General features: G+C 37.5%; 10 protein-coding genes and 2 rRNA genes. 8 read left to right on the forward strand and 4 right to left on the reverse strand.

Annotated elements, in window-relative coordinates; genetic code table 11:
• The 3 genes from AWV75_RS13795 to AWV75_RS13810 all read left to right on the forward strand — a co-directional run.
• A 23S ribosomal RNA gene (locus tag AWV75_RS13795) occupies positions 1-2,728 on the forward strand; the annotation flags it as partial.
• Positions 2,729-2,843: 115 nt separating this feature from the next.
• Positions 2,844-2,953: ribosomal RNA gene (rrf, locus tag AWV75_RS13800) — 5S ribosomal RNA — on the forward strand.
• Between the two features lie 543 nt (positions 2,954-3,496).
• Positions 3,497-5,416, forward strand: a complete 1,920-nt coding sequence (locus AWV75_RS13810; protein WP_060874932.1) for a polysaccharide biosynthesis protein — start codon at positions 3,497-3,499, stop codon at positions 5,414-5,416.
• Between the two features lie 33 nt (positions 5,417-5,449).
• Here AWV75_RS13810 and AWV75_RS13815 read toward each other — a convergent pair whose 3' ends face one another.
• The 3 genes from AWV75_RS13815 to AWV75_RS13825 all read right to left on the reverse strand — a co-directional run bounded on the left by AWV75_RS13815 (position 5,450) and on the right by AWV75_RS13825 (position 7,370).
• On the reverse strand, positions 5,450-6,079 hold the full coding sequence (locus AWV75_RS13815; protein WP_060874933.1) for a hypothetical protein: 630 nt from the start codon (positions 6,077-6,079) through the stop codon (positions 5,450-5,452).
• Between the two features lie 54 nt (positions 6,080-6,133).
• Positions 6,134-6,862 carry a YggS family pyridoxal phosphate-dependent enzyme gene (locus AWV75_RS13820; RefSeq protein WP_060874934.1) on the reverse strand — a complete coding sequence of 243 codons (729 nt, stop codon included), beginning with the start codon at positions 6,860-6,862 and terminating at the stop codon, positions 6,134-6,136.
• Between the two features lie 61 nt (positions 6,863-6,923).
• Positions 6,924-7,370: a GNAT family N-acetyltransferase gene (locus AWV75_RS13825; RefSeq protein ID WP_060874935.1), complete on the reverse strand. Its 447-nt coding sequence runs from the start codon at positions 7,368-7,370 to the stop codon at positions 6,924-6,926.
• Positions 7,371-7,453: 83 nt separating this feature from the next.
• Here AWV75_RS13825 and pdxR point away from each other — a divergent pair, with 83 nt between their 5' ends.
• On the forward strand, positions 7,454-8,902 hold the full coding sequence (gene pdxR / locus AWV75_RS13830; RefSeq protein ID WP_060874936.1) for a MocR-like pyridoxine biosynthesis transcription factor PdxR: 1,449 nt from the start codon (positions 7,454-7,456) through the stop codon (positions 8,900-8,902).
• Positions 8,903-8,981: 79 nt separating this feature from the next.
• Here the strand turns inward: pdxR and AWV75_RS13835 are convergent, their stop codons facing one another.
• Positions 8,982-10,046, reverse strand: a complete 1,065-nt coding sequence (locus tag AWV75_RS13835; protein ID WP_060874937.1) for a 2,3-butanediol dehydrogenase — start codon at positions 10,044-10,046, stop codon at positions 8,982-8,984.
• A 244-nt stretch (positions 10,047-10,290) separates the two neighbouring features.
• Between AWV75_RS13835 and tpx the strand changes: the two genes are divergently transcribed.
• The 4 genes from tpx to AWV75_RS13855 all read left to right on the forward strand — a co-directional run bounded on the left by tpx (position 10,291) and on the right by AWV75_RS13855 (position 15,629).
• A complete protein-coding gene (gene tpx / locus AWV75_RS13840) occupies positions 10,291-10,788 on the forward strand; it encodes a thiol peroxidase (RefSeq protein ID WP_060874938.1) in 498 nt (165 codons plus the stop codon).
• Between the two features lie 150 nt (positions 10,789-10,938).
• Positions 10,939-13,452 carry an FtsK/SpoIIIE family DNA translocase gene (locus AWV75_RS13845; RefSeq protein WP_060874939.1) on the forward strand — a complete coding sequence of 838 codons (2,514 nt, stop codon included), beginning with the start codon at positions 10,939-10,941 and terminating at the stop codon, positions 13,450-13,452.
• Between the two features lie 17 nt (positions 13,453-13,469).
• Positions 13,470-14,114: a LolA family protein gene (locus tag AWV75_RS13850; RefSeq protein WP_060874940.1), complete on the forward strand. Its 645-nt coding sequence runs from the start codon at positions 13,470-13,472 to the stop codon at positions 14,112-14,114.
• A gap of 9 nt (positions 14,115-14,123) precedes the next feature.
• Positions 14,124-15,629: an LptF/LptG family permease gene (locus tag AWV75_RS13855; protein ID WP_060874941.1), complete on the forward strand. Its 1,506-nt coding sequence runs from the start codon at positions 14,124-14,126 to the stop codon at positions 15,627-15,629.
• The last annotated feature ends 21 nt before the right edge of the window (positions 15,630-15,650 follow it).

Here is a 15,650-nt window from a genome sequence, read left to right on the forward strand (position 1 = left end):
AATAGGAGGCGAACCTGCTGAACTGAAACATCTAAGTAGGCAGAGGAGAAGAAAACAAAAGTGATTCCGCTAGTAGTGGCGAGCGAACGCGGAATAGCCCAAACCAATGTTGTTACGGCAATATTGGGGTTGTAGGACCACGATATTTCTTGCGGATTGAATTAGAATTACCTGGAAAGGTAAACCGAAGAGGGTGATAGTCCCGTATAAGTAAGAGAAGATAAGGATAGTGGTATCCTGAGTAGGTCGGGGCACGTGAAACCCTGATTGAAACTGGCGGGACCATCCGCTAAGGCTAAATACTCCTGAGAGACCGATAGTGAACCAGTACCGTGAGGGAAAGGTGAAAAGAACCGTGAATAACGGAGTGAAATAGATCCTGAAACCATACGCCTACAAGCGGTCGGAGCCCATTCGTTGGGTGACGGCGTGCCTTTTGCATAATGAGCCTACGAGTTACCGTTGCTGGCGAGGATAAGTGATTAAGTCATGGATCCGTAGCGAAAGCGAGTCTTAATAGGGCGCTTTAGTCAGTAGTGGTAGACGCGAAACCGTGTGATCTACCCATGGGCAGGTTGAAGTTTAGGTAACACTAAATGGAGGACCGAACCGTTTAACGCTGAAAAGTTTTCGGATGACCTGTGGGTAGGGGTGAAAGGCCAATCAAACTCGGAAATAGCTCGTACTCCCCGAAATGCATTTAGGTGCAGCGATGATCATAGTTACTTAGAGGTAGAGCTACTGATTGGATGCGGGGGCTTCACCGCCTACCAATTCCTGACAAACTCCGAATGCTAATTAATGATAATCATCAGTGAGGGCATGGGTGCTAAGGTCCATGTCCGAGAGGGAAAGAACCCAGACCATCAGCTAAGGTCCCCAAATGTATGCTAAGTTGAAAAAACGCGGTTTGATTGCCCAGACAGCTAGGATGTTGGCTTGGAAGCAGCCATTCATTTAAAGAGTGCGTAACAGCTCACTAGTCGAGCGATCGAGCATGGATAATAATCGGGCATAAGTATACTACCGAAGCTATGGATTTACGTTTTAGACGTGAGTGGTAGGGGAGCATTCTATCGACATAGAAGCCGTACTGTGAGGTATGGTGGAGTTTATAGAAAAGAAAATGTAGGCATAAGTAACGATAAGGGGTGCGAGAAACACCCCCGCCGTAAGACTAAGGTTTCCTGAGCTATGCTAATCAGCTTAGGGTTAGTCGGGACCTAAGGCACACCCGAAGGGGGACGTCGATGGCCAACGGGTTAATATTCCCGTACTACTAATAATTGTGATGGAGTGACACAGTGATGAAAGCACCGCGAACTGACGGAATAGTTCGTTGAAGCACGTACCTATATTCCCTATAGTAAAATGCGTAGGGGATGGAGAAATGCGATAGTACTCAGCGTTTTCGAACAACGAGATAGTGTGCCTAAGGGCTGTCAAGAAAAGCTTCTAAACTTAGATTATTAGTACCCGTACCGTAAACCGACACAGGTAGTCGAGGAGAGTATCCTAAGGCGCTCGAGAGATTCATGGCTAAGGAACTAGGCAAAATAGACCTGTAACTTCGGGAGAAAGGTCGCCAGCGCAAGCTGGCCGCAGTGAAAAGGTCCAGGCGACTGTTTATCAAAAACACAGGGCTCTGCAAAATCGTAAGATGAAGTATAGGGCCTGACACCTGCCCGGTGCTGGAAGGTTAAGAGGAGATGTTATTCGCAAGAAGAAGCATTGAATTGAAGCCCCAGTAAACGGCGGCCGTAACTATAACGGTCCTAAGGTAGCGAAATTCCTTGTCGGGTAAGTTCCGACCTGCACGAATGGTGTAACGATCTGGACACTGTCTCAGCCATGAGCTCGGTGAAATTGTAGTATCGGTGAAGATGCCGATTACCCGCAGTGGGACGAAAAGACCCTGTGCACCTTTACTATAGCTTAGTATTGTTCTTGGATAAGTGATGTGTAGGATAGGTGGGAGACTTCGATCCTGCGTCGCCAGGCGTAGGTTAGTCATTGTTGAAATACCACCCTTTGCTTATTTGAGATCTAACTCTGCATTGCAGAGGACATTGCTTGGTGGGTAGTTTGACTGGGGTGGTCGCCTCCAAAAGAGTAACGGAGGCTTCTAAAGGTTCCCTCAGCACGCTTGGTAACCGTGCGTAGAGTGCAATGGCATAAGGGAGCTTGACTGGGAGACTAACAAGTCGATCAGGTACGAAAGTAGAGCATAGTGATCCGGTGGTTCCGCATGGAAGGGCCATCGCTCAAAGGATAAAAGGTACGCCGGGGATAACAGGCTGATCTCCCCCAAGAGCTCATATCGACGGGGGGGTTTGGCACCTCGATGTCGGCTCGTCACATCCTGGGGCTGGAGAAGGTCCCAAGGGTTGGGCTGTTCGCCCATTAAAGTGGCACGCGAGCTGGGTTCAGAACGTCGTGAGACAGTTCGGTCTCTATCTACTGTGGGCGTTAGAAATTTGAGTGGATCTGATTCTAGTACGAGAGGACCGAATTGGACCAACCTCTAGTGCATCTGTTGTCTCGCCAGGGGCATCGCAGAGTAGCTACGTTGGGCAGGGATAAGCGCTGAAAGCATATAAGTGCGAAACCCACCACAAGATGAGATTTCTTTAAAGAGCCGTTGAAGATGACAACGTTGATAGGCTATAGATGTAAAGGCAGTAATGTCATAGTCAAGTAGTACTAATAGCTCGTAAGCTTATGTGTACTCCCTCTACTTTAGAGTAGAGGGAGGGCAACTTTCTAAAATGAAGTAAGTATTTGTTACGTTATAATATACCGAATTAGTTATAGGATCCGCAAGGAATTTATAACAACCGCTTTAGGGTGGTTATTGCGGCGGGGCTCACCTCTTCCCATTTCGAACAGAGAAGTTAAGCCCGCTAGCGCAGATGGTACTGCCACATGGTGGGAGAGTATGTCGTCGCCCTTCTTTTGAAAAGCCTGATTACGTAAGTAGTCAGGCTTTTTTGTTTTATAGCTGTTGGTGAGAAGGTGTGGTGATGAGAGGGTGTGGTGTTGAGCAATTCTCACAAAGAGCAAAGAGCAAATTCACAAAGCAATTGGAGAGAGGAAAGGGGAAAAGGGAGAGAAGTAAATTTTCTAAATAGTGTAAATTTTTCTTTAATCGATAAATCTTACAACTTCACAAATAACAAACCTCACGAAAAACAAACCTCACAAAAAGCAAACCTCACAAAAAGCAAAACACAATTCTTCTATAAAAGTCGCAATAGGACAGAAAAATCGCAAGATATAAATATTTCGCTTTTTTAAATCTCATGTTTTGTCTTTTATTTTATGTATTAATACAAGAAATATTTTATATTGTGAATTTTATTATATTTGTTTGTGGTGTTTAACATATTTTTTGCTATTATTGTTTAATATGGAATAATTGTAGCTTTTTTTATCTAAATAATGTCGAAAATGTACTATCTTTGATAAAAAAGAAGAAATATCCATTTATATTGCTATGATTGAGCGTTTAAAAAGTAGGTTGAAGAGAGATATCCCTCGAGGAATTATATTCATTATAGATATCTTTATTATCCTTTTCACTTATTTTATATCATTACTGTTCTTAAGTAATTTTTATGGTACTTATGATATTGAGCTATTCTATTCTAAGTTACCAATTGTTTTAGGAGCTTATATCCTTAGTTTTTGGTTAGTAAAACCATATCGTAGTCTAATTCGTCAAACCTCTATCAAGGACATAGAGCTAGTTTTTATCACCTGTTTATTTGCTAGTGTTTTGATTACAATTCCTGCGGCATTACAGCGCAATGGAATTATTGAAGGTGAGCAATTAGATGATTTCATCAGACAATCTTATTCATTTATCGTGATGCATATGTTGTTGTCTGCTGCTATTCTTGTTTGTGCTCGTTTGTTCTATAGCCAGTTTTACCGAAGTTATATTTTAGAAGTTCGCAATGAGAAGCGTGTATTGATTTATGGTGCTGGTGATTCGGGTTTAATAACGTTAAACGCTTTAGCTGCAGATACCAAAATACGCACTCAGATTATTGGGTTTATTGATGATAATGATAAAAAAGTAGGGCAACGTATTGCGGGGTATCGTATTTATGGAAGTAAGGATATTACAACTGAATTTGTTCAGCATTATCGTATTGACGATATTATTATTTCTATTCAGAATATTCAGCGTGAACGCTTGAATGAGATTGCTGAATATTTGGTTGAATTGCCAGTTAAGATCAAGATTATTCCTCCAGCAACTGATTGGTTGAATGGGAAATATACCAATAGACAAATTAAAGAATTGCGAATTGATGATTTATTAGGTCGCAAGGCAATTAATCTAGAAAACCCCATCATAGGAAACGAATTAAAAGGCAAGGTTGTTATGATTACAGGGGCTGCAGGTTCTATTGGGAGTGAGATTGCTAGACAAGTAGCTTTGTTTGATTTCAAGCAATTAATCTTGATTGATCATGCTGAGTCTCCTTTATATGATGTGCAACAATCAATGGTTTCTCCATGTAAAGACCGCATTGTTTATATTGTGGGAAATATCCGTGAAGAGGCGAATATGTATGCTATTTTTGACCAATATAGACCGGAGATGGTCTATCATGCAGCGGCATATAAACATGTACCTTTGATGGAGTCTTATCCTTATGAAGCAATTTATACAAATATCAAAGGAACAAAACATATTGCCGATTTATCTGTTGCTTTTGGTGTGCATAAGTTTGTAATGGTTTCCACGGATAAAGCTGTGAACCCAACGAATGTTATGGGAGCTACAAAGCGAGCTGCTGAAATTTATGTTTCTAGTTTGAAAGATAAAAGTAAAACGAATTTTATCGTTACGCGTTTTGGGAATGTTTTAGGATCAAATGGATCAGTGATTCCTCTGTTTAAGCGTCAGTTAGAAACTGGTGGACCATTAACTGTTACTCATCCTGATATTACACGTTATTTTATGACGATACCAGAAGCTTGTCAATTGGTTTTGGAAGCTTCTATTATGGGGAATGGAGGAGAGATTTTTGTTTTCGACATGGGAAAATCGATGAAGATTGTTGATTTGGCTAAACGTATGATTCAATTAAGTGGATTGGTTTATCCGGATGATATAGATATTAAAATTACAGGGTTGCGTCCTGGAGAAAAGATTTTTGAAGAGCTTTTGGCTAATGATGAAAACACGGTGAAGACACACCATGAAAAGATTATGATTGCTCAAGTAAGAGAGCAAAATTTAATGGAAGCAAAATATGCAATTGAACAATTGTGTCAAGGGGTTTTAGAAGAAGAAACCAAAAAAGATATCATGTATTTAGTTACAATATTGAAACAAATTGTTCCAGAGTTTAAATCACAAAATTCGGTTTATTCTTCGTTGGATCAGATAGAAGCATAAAGAAAGGCTATCCAAATGGATAGCCTTTCTTTTTTATTTTTGCCAGAGTTCTATACTTTGAAATTTGATTTCTTTGATTGTATTTCCTTTTGCATCACCGATGGGTTTTTCAAAAACAACCCAATACATCATTCTCTTTTTGCTATCTGGGTTGGTGTATACGCAACTTAATAGGGGAGATTCAGGGTTATTGCCACTCCCGTTTTTGTATTTCATGGGGGTGGTACAATAAGAACTTAGTTCTTCATAGTTTGTATTGTATGCGTAATTTGCATGGGTATAGTGAACCTGTTTTTTACTGTCTATAGTATATTCACTTTTTAGTAGAAATTGAACACCAAAATACAGCTTATTGTCTCGTTTTAATTGTTCAACTGTAAATCTACTTTCTTCTGCTGTTGTAAAGGGAATATAATACATTTTATCTCCATCAAAGCCATCAAAAATACTATAGGAAAGGTTGCCTATTTTTACTTCTTTGTTATCAACGGGCATGGATTGTAAGAGCTGTTGAATCTTTTCTGTGTTCGGTTGACTTGCTGTCATTTCATACATCAAATCACCTATTTTCTGACCAAAATTTTTGGTTTGGCCATATGTGCTTATTGAAAGAATAAATAAGGCAAATACGGCAAATACAGGGTGTGAATAATATTTTTTCATCTTTTTTGTTTAACCTTAAAAATACAATTTTTATGCCAAACAAGTATGCTTTTGTCATTTGTTTTCGTTCCAATAGTAGCTATCTGGATAAAGTCGTTCTCCAAAAATAGCTGTTCCCACGCGAACAATGGTAGCACCTTCTGCAATAGCTATTTCTAAATCACCACTCATACCCATGGATAGTTCTTTCATTTCGACATTTGGAAGATGGAGCTCTTTGGCTTGTTGTTGTATGCTTTTCAGCAATCTAAAACAAGGGCGTATTTGAGCTTCATCTGCGCTAAATAAACCAATGGTCATAAGTCCTTTGATGTGCAATGTATCAAGTTGAGCAACTTCTTGTATAAGTGCTAATGCATGTTCAGGTGCAATACCAAATTTGCTTTCTTCATTTGAGGTGTTAACTTGAATCAGTACATCCATCGTTTTATTTTCCTGAGTTAAACGTTGGTGTAACTTAATTGCTAAGTCCAGTCGATCAATCGAATGAATACACGTAACATCGTATTTTAAGATGTCTTTAATTTTATTGGTTTGCAGGTGACCGATGAAGTGATTGGTCGGTTTAAGGTCAAGAAGATCGTTGTATTTTTCTTTGATTTCTTGAATTTTGTTTTCCCCTATTAATGTTTGACCTGCTGTAATAGCTAAGCGAATTCTCGCTGCAGGAACGGTTTTTGTAGCCAATAATAATTGGACCTCTTTGGGATCTCTATTGTTGGCGATACAAGCATTTTCAATGCGTTGTAAAATGTACTTGATGTTTTCTTGAATGTGTAACATAGCATATAAATTTTAAGAAAAACAAAATTGGCGAAGCCGAAACTCCGCCAACAAACTAGACTTATTTCCACCAATTATAGTAGTTATGCACTCCATCGTATTGAAAATCACATTTCGGATAGAGATTATTACCTATGATGTTCGTTTTTTCAGTTTCTAGCATTAATCCACAAGCACCTGTTTCTTCACACCATTTTTTGCTACGGTCAATTAAAGCAACCGACAATCCTTTTCCTCTATAGTCAGGATGTACAAATAGGTCACTTAATAACCATTGTTTTTGTAGTTTAATGTAGTGAAAAAGCTTGTATAATTGCACGAAACCAACTGCCTTATCATCTATCATAGCCAAGAAAATATCAGATTCTCCATGGAGTAGGCGGTCTTTGATAAAGGTTGTACTTCCTTGTAAATCTGATTCTTGTCGATAGAATATACGGTATAAGTTAAATAATTCTGAAGCTTCTTTTACGTCTTCTAAGCTTGCTTTTTTAATTGTGTAGTTCATCTTTATTTTTATTTTACGGGACAAAAGTATTAGAGATTAGGACTATCTTTGTGGTCCAGATAAGTTATAATTAGTAGTCCACTATGTTGCCATTTGAAAGAATCATAACGATAGATAGAACAAGTAGTATTCCCATTTATAGACAGATTGCTATTTCGTTTATCAATGCGATCAGTCAGGGAATTATTAAAGCCAATACCCATTTACCCAGTACGCGTGATTTGGCGAAATTACTAGGGGTGCATCGAAAGACAATAGTAGCTGCCTATGAAGAATTAGAAGCTCAAGATTGGGTTGTTTCTGTTCCGCGAAAATATGTTGCTGTTTCTGCTAAGATTCCTCATTTAAAACCCAAAAAGTGGTCAGAAGAAGCGAATCAATCCTCGTATAGAGCCATTTTTGATTTACCTTTTAAACAAATAACAACCCCAAAACAGAAGTCAACTACAAGATTACCTGATGTCATCATTGACGACGGTTTTCCTGATGTACGTCTTTCTCCCATTGATGATTTGCTTAAGATTTATCGTTCTTATACTTCTAAGAAACACAGTATTCGCAATGCTACTTTTAGCAGTGCACAAGGCAGTTTAAAATTGCGTGAAATCTTGGCGGAATATCTGTCAGAAACGCGAGGGTTAAATATTGAAAAAGAGCACCTTTTAATTACTCATGGCGCACAAATGAGTATTTATTTGGCTGCACAATTATTGTTGGGACAAGGGGATATTGTTGTGGTTGGAAAACCGAATTATGCCATGGCAACAAAGGTGTTTGAACAAACAGGAGCAACGGTTATTGAAGTTGGAGTCGATGATTGTGGTTTAGTTGTTGAAGAGGTACAAGCCATCTGTGAACAGCAGCCCATCAAGGCTATTTATGTGATTCCACATCATCATTATCCTACTACTGTAACAATGAGTATTGAAAGGCGTATTGCACTACTTAAGTTATCTCAACACTATGGATTTGCTATTATTGAGGATGATTACGATTATGATTATCATTACGCATCATCTCCTTATTTACCTTTGGCTAGTAGTCCACATAACGGCCATATTATTTACATAGGATCTTTTTCAAAACTATTAGATCCATCGATTCGCATCGGGTTTATGGTTGCCCCTTTTAATTTTATTGAACAAAGTGTAGCTTTGAGAAAGCGAATTGATGTGGGAGTTGATGGATATATGCAAAATGCTTTAGCTGAGTTGATTAAACTTGGTGAATTGAAACGACATATTAAAAAAGCAAAAAAATGTTATTTTTCTCGAAGAGATTATTTAGATCAGTTGTTGCAAGAGCATTTGCAAGCTCATGTGACGTATGCTTTACCATCAGGGGGAATGGCGATATGGTTGGTCTTAAAGAAACCTCACCTCGTTGAGTATTTAATTCATCATCCACAATTGGCCATTAAGCGAGCTATAGTAGAATTAAATGCTTTTCGCTTTGGTTTTGCTTCAATGAATGAAAAGGAATTGGAGCAGGCTGTGTTGTTGTTGAAAAAGATTATAGAAGAAAAGAAATAGAGGAAATAAGTATAAGATAAAAACGTTGATTGTCGCGTGTGAAACATGAAGTGCTTCACACACGACATTTCACGTTTTATTATTTAGCAATATCAATTAATATTTTTACTTCTGAAGGGTTATTGATTAAAGCTTCAAAACCTTTATCCACAATTTCTTCTAGGCGAATTTTATTGGTAATTAGTTTTTCTACAGGCATTTGTCCACTGCTAATTAGCTTCATGGTTTGCGGAAATATATTTCGATATGCAATTACTCCTTTGACTGTAATTTCGCGTAAAACTTGTTGGAGCGCATCATGTTGAACGGGTTGACCAAATAGTGCCACAAGTACTACAGTTCCACCGTTTCGTACAACATTAAATCCCGTAGTGTAAGAAGCTTGTACACCCGCACAATCTAAAAAAACATGAGGACCTAATTGATCGGTTACTGCTTTTATTTTTTGGTGTAAATCAACAGCTGTAGCTTTGAATACATGAGTTGCACCAATTTCTTTCGCTTTTTCTAGTCGTTTCTCTGCAACATCGGTTACGATAACAGTACTAGCACCCGCTGCTAAAGCCGCTTGGGTACACAATAGTCCGATAGGGCCTGCTCCAGAAATGAATACCGTTTCTCCTAACTGCACCTTACTTTGCATAATAGCATAAACAGCGACGGCTGCTGGTTCTACCATAGCACCTTGTTCAAAAGTCATAGCGGTTGGCATAGGATGGACCATATAGTCTTCCACAACAACATAGTTTGCAAATCCACCATCACCAGCTAATCCAATAAAGCCAAGGTGTTCTCCTAAATTGTATTGGCCTGCAGTCGTAAAGGGACTATCAAAATTTTTATAGATTGGTTCTACTACTACGCGATCGCCTTTTTTGAGATGAGTAACTCCTTCGCCAACTTCTTCAATAATTCCTGAAAATTCATGACCTAAGGTGGTTACGCCTTGGTGGCCATTTAGGGGATAAGGAGCATCCATGGGAATTAATTGAGGTCCGTGGTTATATTCATGAAGGTCAGAACCACAAATTCCAGCAAATTGAACGGCAATTTTGACTTGACCTGCTTTGGGTTGTGGAATATTGACTTCCTCTACACGGATGTCTTTGGCTGCATGCCAACGTGCTGCTTTCATTGTTTTCATAGGTAGATTTTTACGTGTTTCTATCAAAGTTAGGAAAAAGGAAGCATATCGTTTGTTTCTTAGTAGTTAAACGTATATAAATTAACGAGGTTTAAGAAAAAAGAAAGGGAGAGTAATCAAGGGAATACTTGTGGTATTCAAATCCTCAGCATTCCGTCTTGTGATTTGCGACAAGACTTCGCAAGATTTAAAGCAAATAGTTGGGCATTTTTTCTTATTTTTGTTTGAATAAAAAAAGTAAGGTATGGCAACAGTTACATTAAAAAATAATCCCTTTCACACGGTAGGTGAATTACCAAGCGTAGGTGTGGTAGCTCCTAATTTCGAATTAGTTGGAGTAGATTTAGCAATAAAATCAATAGCGGATTTTGCTGGTAAAAAAGTAGTTTTAAATATTTTTCCTAGCATTGATACGCCTACATGTGCGATGTCTGTTCGTACATTTAATCAACAAGCAGCTCAATTACCGAATACTGTAGTATTGTGTATTTCTAAGGATTTACCTTTTGCTCAAACTCGTTTTTGTGGTGCTGAAGGAATTGACAATGTAGTTATGTTGTCTGATTTTAGAACGGGAGCTTTTGGTCAAGCGTATGGAGTAACATTTGCTGATGGACCTTTGGCAGGTTTATTATCGCGTTCTATTGTTGTAATTAACGAAGAAGGAAAAGTCGTGTATACAGAACAAGTGGCTGAAACAGCGAATGAACCAAACTATGAATTAGCTCTAGCTGCCCTATAAGCGGATTAAATTAGCGCATGTAAAAAAGATATTTTTAAAGAAAGTAGTGATTTGTTATTTAAAATTGACGACATTCTTTAAAGATATCTTTTACTTTATTACATTAGCGAGCCAAGTGTAAAAGCCTATCTTATCAATTGCAATGTATAAATGGAAAGAGAAAATAAATCAACAAAGAAAAAAACAGCCCCGCTTGAACAGAAAAAATACGATACAGCCATTTTAAAAAATTCGCGTTTTCTATTTTCTATTTTATTGATTATTATGGGGATATCCCTTACTCTGAGTTTTATTTCTTATTTTATTTCAGGAATAGAAGATCAAAGCAATTTAATCGATGTAGGGAATAGAGAGCTTGAAGTCAACAACTGGTTGGGTAAATTGGGGGCCTATCTGGGTCATGTTTTTATTTATCAAGGATTTGGATTAGCTTCTTTTTTCTTTGCCAAATTATTGATACATACAGGAGTCTATGCATTTTTTGGTATAGCTTCAAGAAGAATTAAAAAAGTTGTTTTTTGGGACCTAACTTCTATGGTATTACTTGGGGGATTTTTAGGGTTCTTTTGGCAATCAAATCCGCTTTTAGGAGGAACAGTAGGATATGAAATTAATTTGTATTTGACTGATTATCTTGGTACTGCGGGTGCTATTTTACTGATTAGCTTTATTACGTTGACCTTCTTTTTATTCCGCTATAAATTGTCTCCTACTAAAATTAGAGATTTTATTGCGACTATCCCAACTAAGTTTTCTAAACTTTCACCTGCTACTAAGTTAGATGATGCTTCTTTCGATAAAGAGATAATTGCAACGCCAGAGGGAAATAAAGAGGCTGTTGAACCTAAGAAAAAGGAGCCGATTGTACCCGTAGATGAGAAGGTGAATAAAGGAATACAGCCAGAGGAAGAAATTCGCGCAAAAGAAGTACAGCCTTCTGCTTTTTCCATCGATCATAAAAGTATTAAACCAACCATAGGGCATAGTTCGGAACTGAATTTACCTCATAAAAAAGAAGGAAGCGATTTACAAAAAGAAGAAGAGCCTAAACTTGTTTCAACCGAGGATTTTGTTATTGAGGCTGCACAGGACGAGGGAACGGTAGAGGAGAATTTAGCGGCTCAATTGGTACAAGATTTTGGAGAATTTGATCCGACGTTAGAATTGTCTAATTATCAATTTCCTTCCATTGATTTGCTGAAAGATTATGGAACAGGAGGGATTACCATTAATCAAGAAGAACTAGAAGAGAATAAAAATAATATTGTAGAGACCCTGCGAAATTATAAAATCGATATTGCTCAGATTAAAGCAACGGTTGGACCAACGGTTACTTTATATGAGATTGTACCGGAGGCAGGTGTGCGTATTTCTAAAATTAAAAACTTAGAAGATGATATTGCTTTGTCTTTAGCTGCTTTGGGAATTCGTATTATTGCGCCGATCCCAGGAAGAGGGACAATTGGTATTGAAGTACCTAATACAAGTCCATCGATTGTTTCGATGCGCAGTGTAATTGCGTCGCCTAAGTTTCAAAGTGCTGAAATGGAATTACCTGTTGCTTTAGGGAAGACGATTTCCAATGAAACTTTTGTGGTTGATTTAGCAAAAATGCCACACTTACTAATGGCTGGTGCAACAGGACAAGGTAAATCGGTTGGATTAAATGCTTTATTGGCTTCTTTGTTGTATAAGAAACACCCTGCCGAAGTGAAGTTTGTATTGGTGGATCCGAAGAAAGTAGAGTTGACCTTATTCAATAAAATTGAGCGTCATTATTTAGCGAAATTACCCGATTCAGAAGAAGCAATTATCACAGATAATACCAAGGTTATCAATACCTTGAATTCCCTTTGTATCGAAATGGATAACCGTTACAGCTTATTGAAAGATGCAATGGTTCGAAATATTAAGGAGTATAACGAGAAATTTAAGCAAAGACGTTTAAATCCTGAAAATGGGCACCGTTTTCTACCTTATATTGTTTTGGTAATTGATGAGTTTGCCGATTTGATTATGACGGCAGGAAAAGACGTTGAAACACCAATTGCGCGTTTAGCTCAGTTGGCGCGTGCGATTGGAATTCACTTAATTATTGCAACGCAACGTCCATCGGTAAACGTAATTACAGGTATTATTAAGGCGAATTTCCCTGCGCGAATTGCGTTTCGCGTAACGTCAAAGATTGATTCTCGTACGATTTTAGATCAACAAGGAGCTGATCAGTTAATTGGTAGAGGGGATTTATTGTATACACAAGGGAATGATTTAGTTCGCGTACAATGTGCTTTTGTTGATACGCCTGAAGTTGAAAAAATAACAGAGTATATTGGTGGGCAAAAGGCTTATCCAGATGCTTATTTATTGCCAGAATATGTAGGAGAAGAAGGAAGTGGATCTGCTTTAGATATGGATATTAGTGAAAGAGATTCGCTTTTTAGAGACGCAGCTGAAGTTATCGTAGTAGCACAACAAGGCTCAGCTTCTTTACTACAACGTAAATTAAAGTTGGGGTACAACCGAGCAGGACGTATTATTGATCAATTGGAAGCAGCGGGAATTGTTGGTCCTTTTGAAGGTAGTAAAGCCCGTAGCGTACTGATTCCAGATATTGCCTCCTTAGAACGCTTCTTTCAAGAGGAACAAAATGACTTATTTAACTAAGAAAACGAAGAGTAAACATGAAAAAAATAGTATGTCTTTTATTAATTTGTAGTACAGCGCTAACGTATGGACAGAGTAGTCAACGTGCTAAAAATTATTTAGATGAAGTAAATAAGAAAATAGCAAGCTATACAACCATCTCTATTGATTTTCACTATACGCAAATTGATGGGAAATCAGGTGATATCAATCAAGAAACGGATGGGCATATCGATTTGAAAGATAATTTATATCGCTTGACCTTTATGGACATGACGCGTATTTTCGATGGGAAAAAAATCTATACCATTAGTGATGAAGATAAAGAAGTAACCGTTTCGAAATACGATCCCAAAAAGATTGACAATGCATTGCCTTTACAAATATTGACGTTCTATAAAGAAGGATATGATTTGCAATGGGATATCTTGCAAAATGTGAAAGGTAAAGAAATTCAGTACATTAAATTGATTCCACTAGATAAGAAATCTGGAATCAAAGAAGTATTGGTTGGTGTAGATCATGCAACAAAGCAGATTTATACTAAAATTCAAGTAAATAAAAATGGTTCGAAGTCAGTCTTGACGGTTAAATCTTTTAAAACTAACCAAAGTTTGTCGAAAAATCATTTTACCTTTACAAGCGCAGATTATTCAAATTATTACATCAATAACATAGATTAATTCCACTTCGTGAAAATACTTGATCGCTATATACTAACCTCTTTTGTATCGACACTGTTTACAGTGTTTATCATTCTTTACTTTATCTTTATTTTACAGGGAATTTGGTTGTTTATTACTGAATTGGCTGGAAAGGATTTAGATTTTTTTATCATTGTACAGTTCTTACTGTTTTATTCCCCTAAAATGATTCCGTTGGTTTTGCCCTTATCGGTTTTATTAGCGTCGATTATGACGTTTGGGAATTTTGCAGAACACTACGAGTTTGCTGCGATGAAAGCATCGGGAATTTCATTGAAAAGAGCGATGCAGCCGTTGTCTATTTTTATTGCTATACTAGCTTTAATTTCATTTTGGTTCGCGAATGATGTTATTCCAAAAGCGGAATATCGCTTTATCAATATGCGAAAGGAAATTTTGCAAACTAAACCTGCGATGGCAATTGCAGCGGGACAGTTTAATGATGTAGGTGCGATTAATATTAAAGTAGATAAGAAAACAGGAGATAAGGGACAGTATTTAGAAAATGTAACCATGCATATTAAATCAGCATCAGGTTATGATAATAAAGCTGTTATTCGTTCTGTAGATGGTGAATTAGCTTCAGACAATTCGTCTAATATTTTGCAATTGCATTTGTTTGATGGGAACTATTATGAGGATGTTGTTCCTAAATCTACAGCTCAAATGCGTAAAAAACCTTTTACGAAGGTGGCTTTTGAAAAGTATACGATGAATATTGATTTGGGCGCTTTACAAGATGATGGAGCTGAAAAGGAAGAGATTAAAAACACATATCATATGTTGAATATCAGAGAATTAACCTATACGATTGATTCTTTGGAAACGTCTTTAATCAGCGATAGAAACTCAAATATGGAAAATATGTTACTTCGCTATAATGGCATTTACAATCCATATAATTACAAAAAGACTGTAGTTACATCTACGACGGATACTACAAAAGATTCTATTCAAGAGAAAGAAGTGGATTTAAAAGGAAATGCATTAGCAAGTTTTTCTGAACCCATGCAAGGAAGAATTTTACAATCAGCTATTGATTATACTAATAATATTGTGTTTAACACAGAATCAAATGATGTGGCAGCATTGGGGCAGATTAAGAAATTAAATGATCATTACTTGGCGTTGTATGAAAAATTTGTCATCGCATACTCTTGCTTTTTGATGTATTTCATTGGAGCACCTTTAGGAGCAATTATTCGAAAAGGAGGATTGGGATTGCCAATCGTATTTGCTGTGATTATCTTTATTTTGTATCACTTTGTCAATACATTTGGTAAGAAATTAGCCCAAGAAGATGGGATACAACCTATTTTAGGAGCTTGGGCAGGTGCAATGGTACTGACACCATTGGCAGTCTTTTTGACGTTAAAAGCAACACGCGATAATGGAGAAGTCAATTTCTTGGGATTCTTTTCAACAGTTGGAGATTTCTTTAAAGGATTGTTCACCAAAAAGCAAGCAGGAAAAGAAGAAAAAACAGTAGAATAACACACAACAAAAATATATTTA

It is taken from the genome of Myroides odoratus, assembly GCF_001549985.1.
GTDB lineage: Bacteria > Bacteroidota > Bacteroidia > Flavobacteriales > Flavobacteriaceae > Flavobacterium > Flavobacterium odoratum_A.

Coding starts and splice junctions, on each gene's coding strand:
- pdxR (WP_060874936.1), top strand. CDS start 7,454: ATGTTGCCATTTGAAAGAATCATAACGATAGATAGAACAAGTAGTATT.
- AWV75_RS13835 (WP_060874937.1), bottom strand. CDS start 10,046: ATGAAAACAATGAAAGCAGCACGTTGGCATGCAGCCAAAGACATCCGT.
- tpx (WP_060874938.1), top strand. CDS start 10,291: ATGGCAACAGTTACATTAAAAAATAATCCCTTTCACACGGTAGGTGAA.
- AWV75_RS13850 (WP_060874940.1), top strand. CDS start 13,470: ATGAAAAAAATAGTATGTCTTTTATTAATTTGTAGTACAGCGCTAACG.
- AWV75_RS13815 (WP_060874933.1), bottom strand. CDS start 6,079: ATGAAAAAATATTATTCACACCCTGTATTTGCCGTATTTGCCTTATTT.
- AWV75_RS13845 (WP_060874939.1), top strand. CDS start 10,939: ATGGAAAGAGAAAATAAATCAACAAAGAAAAAAACAGCCCCGCTTGAA.
- AWV75_RS13820 (WP_060874934.1), bottom strand. CDS start 6,862: ATGTTACACATTCAAGAAAACATCAAGTACATTTTACAACGCATTGAA.
- AWV75_RS13825 (WP_060874935.1), bottom strand. CDS start 7,370: ATGAACTACACAATTAAAAAAGCAAGCTTAGAAGACGTAAAAGAAGCT.
- AWV75_RS13810 (WP_060874932.1), top strand. CDS start 3,497: ATGATTGAGCGTTTAAAAAGTAGGTTGAAGAGAGATATCCCTCGAGGA.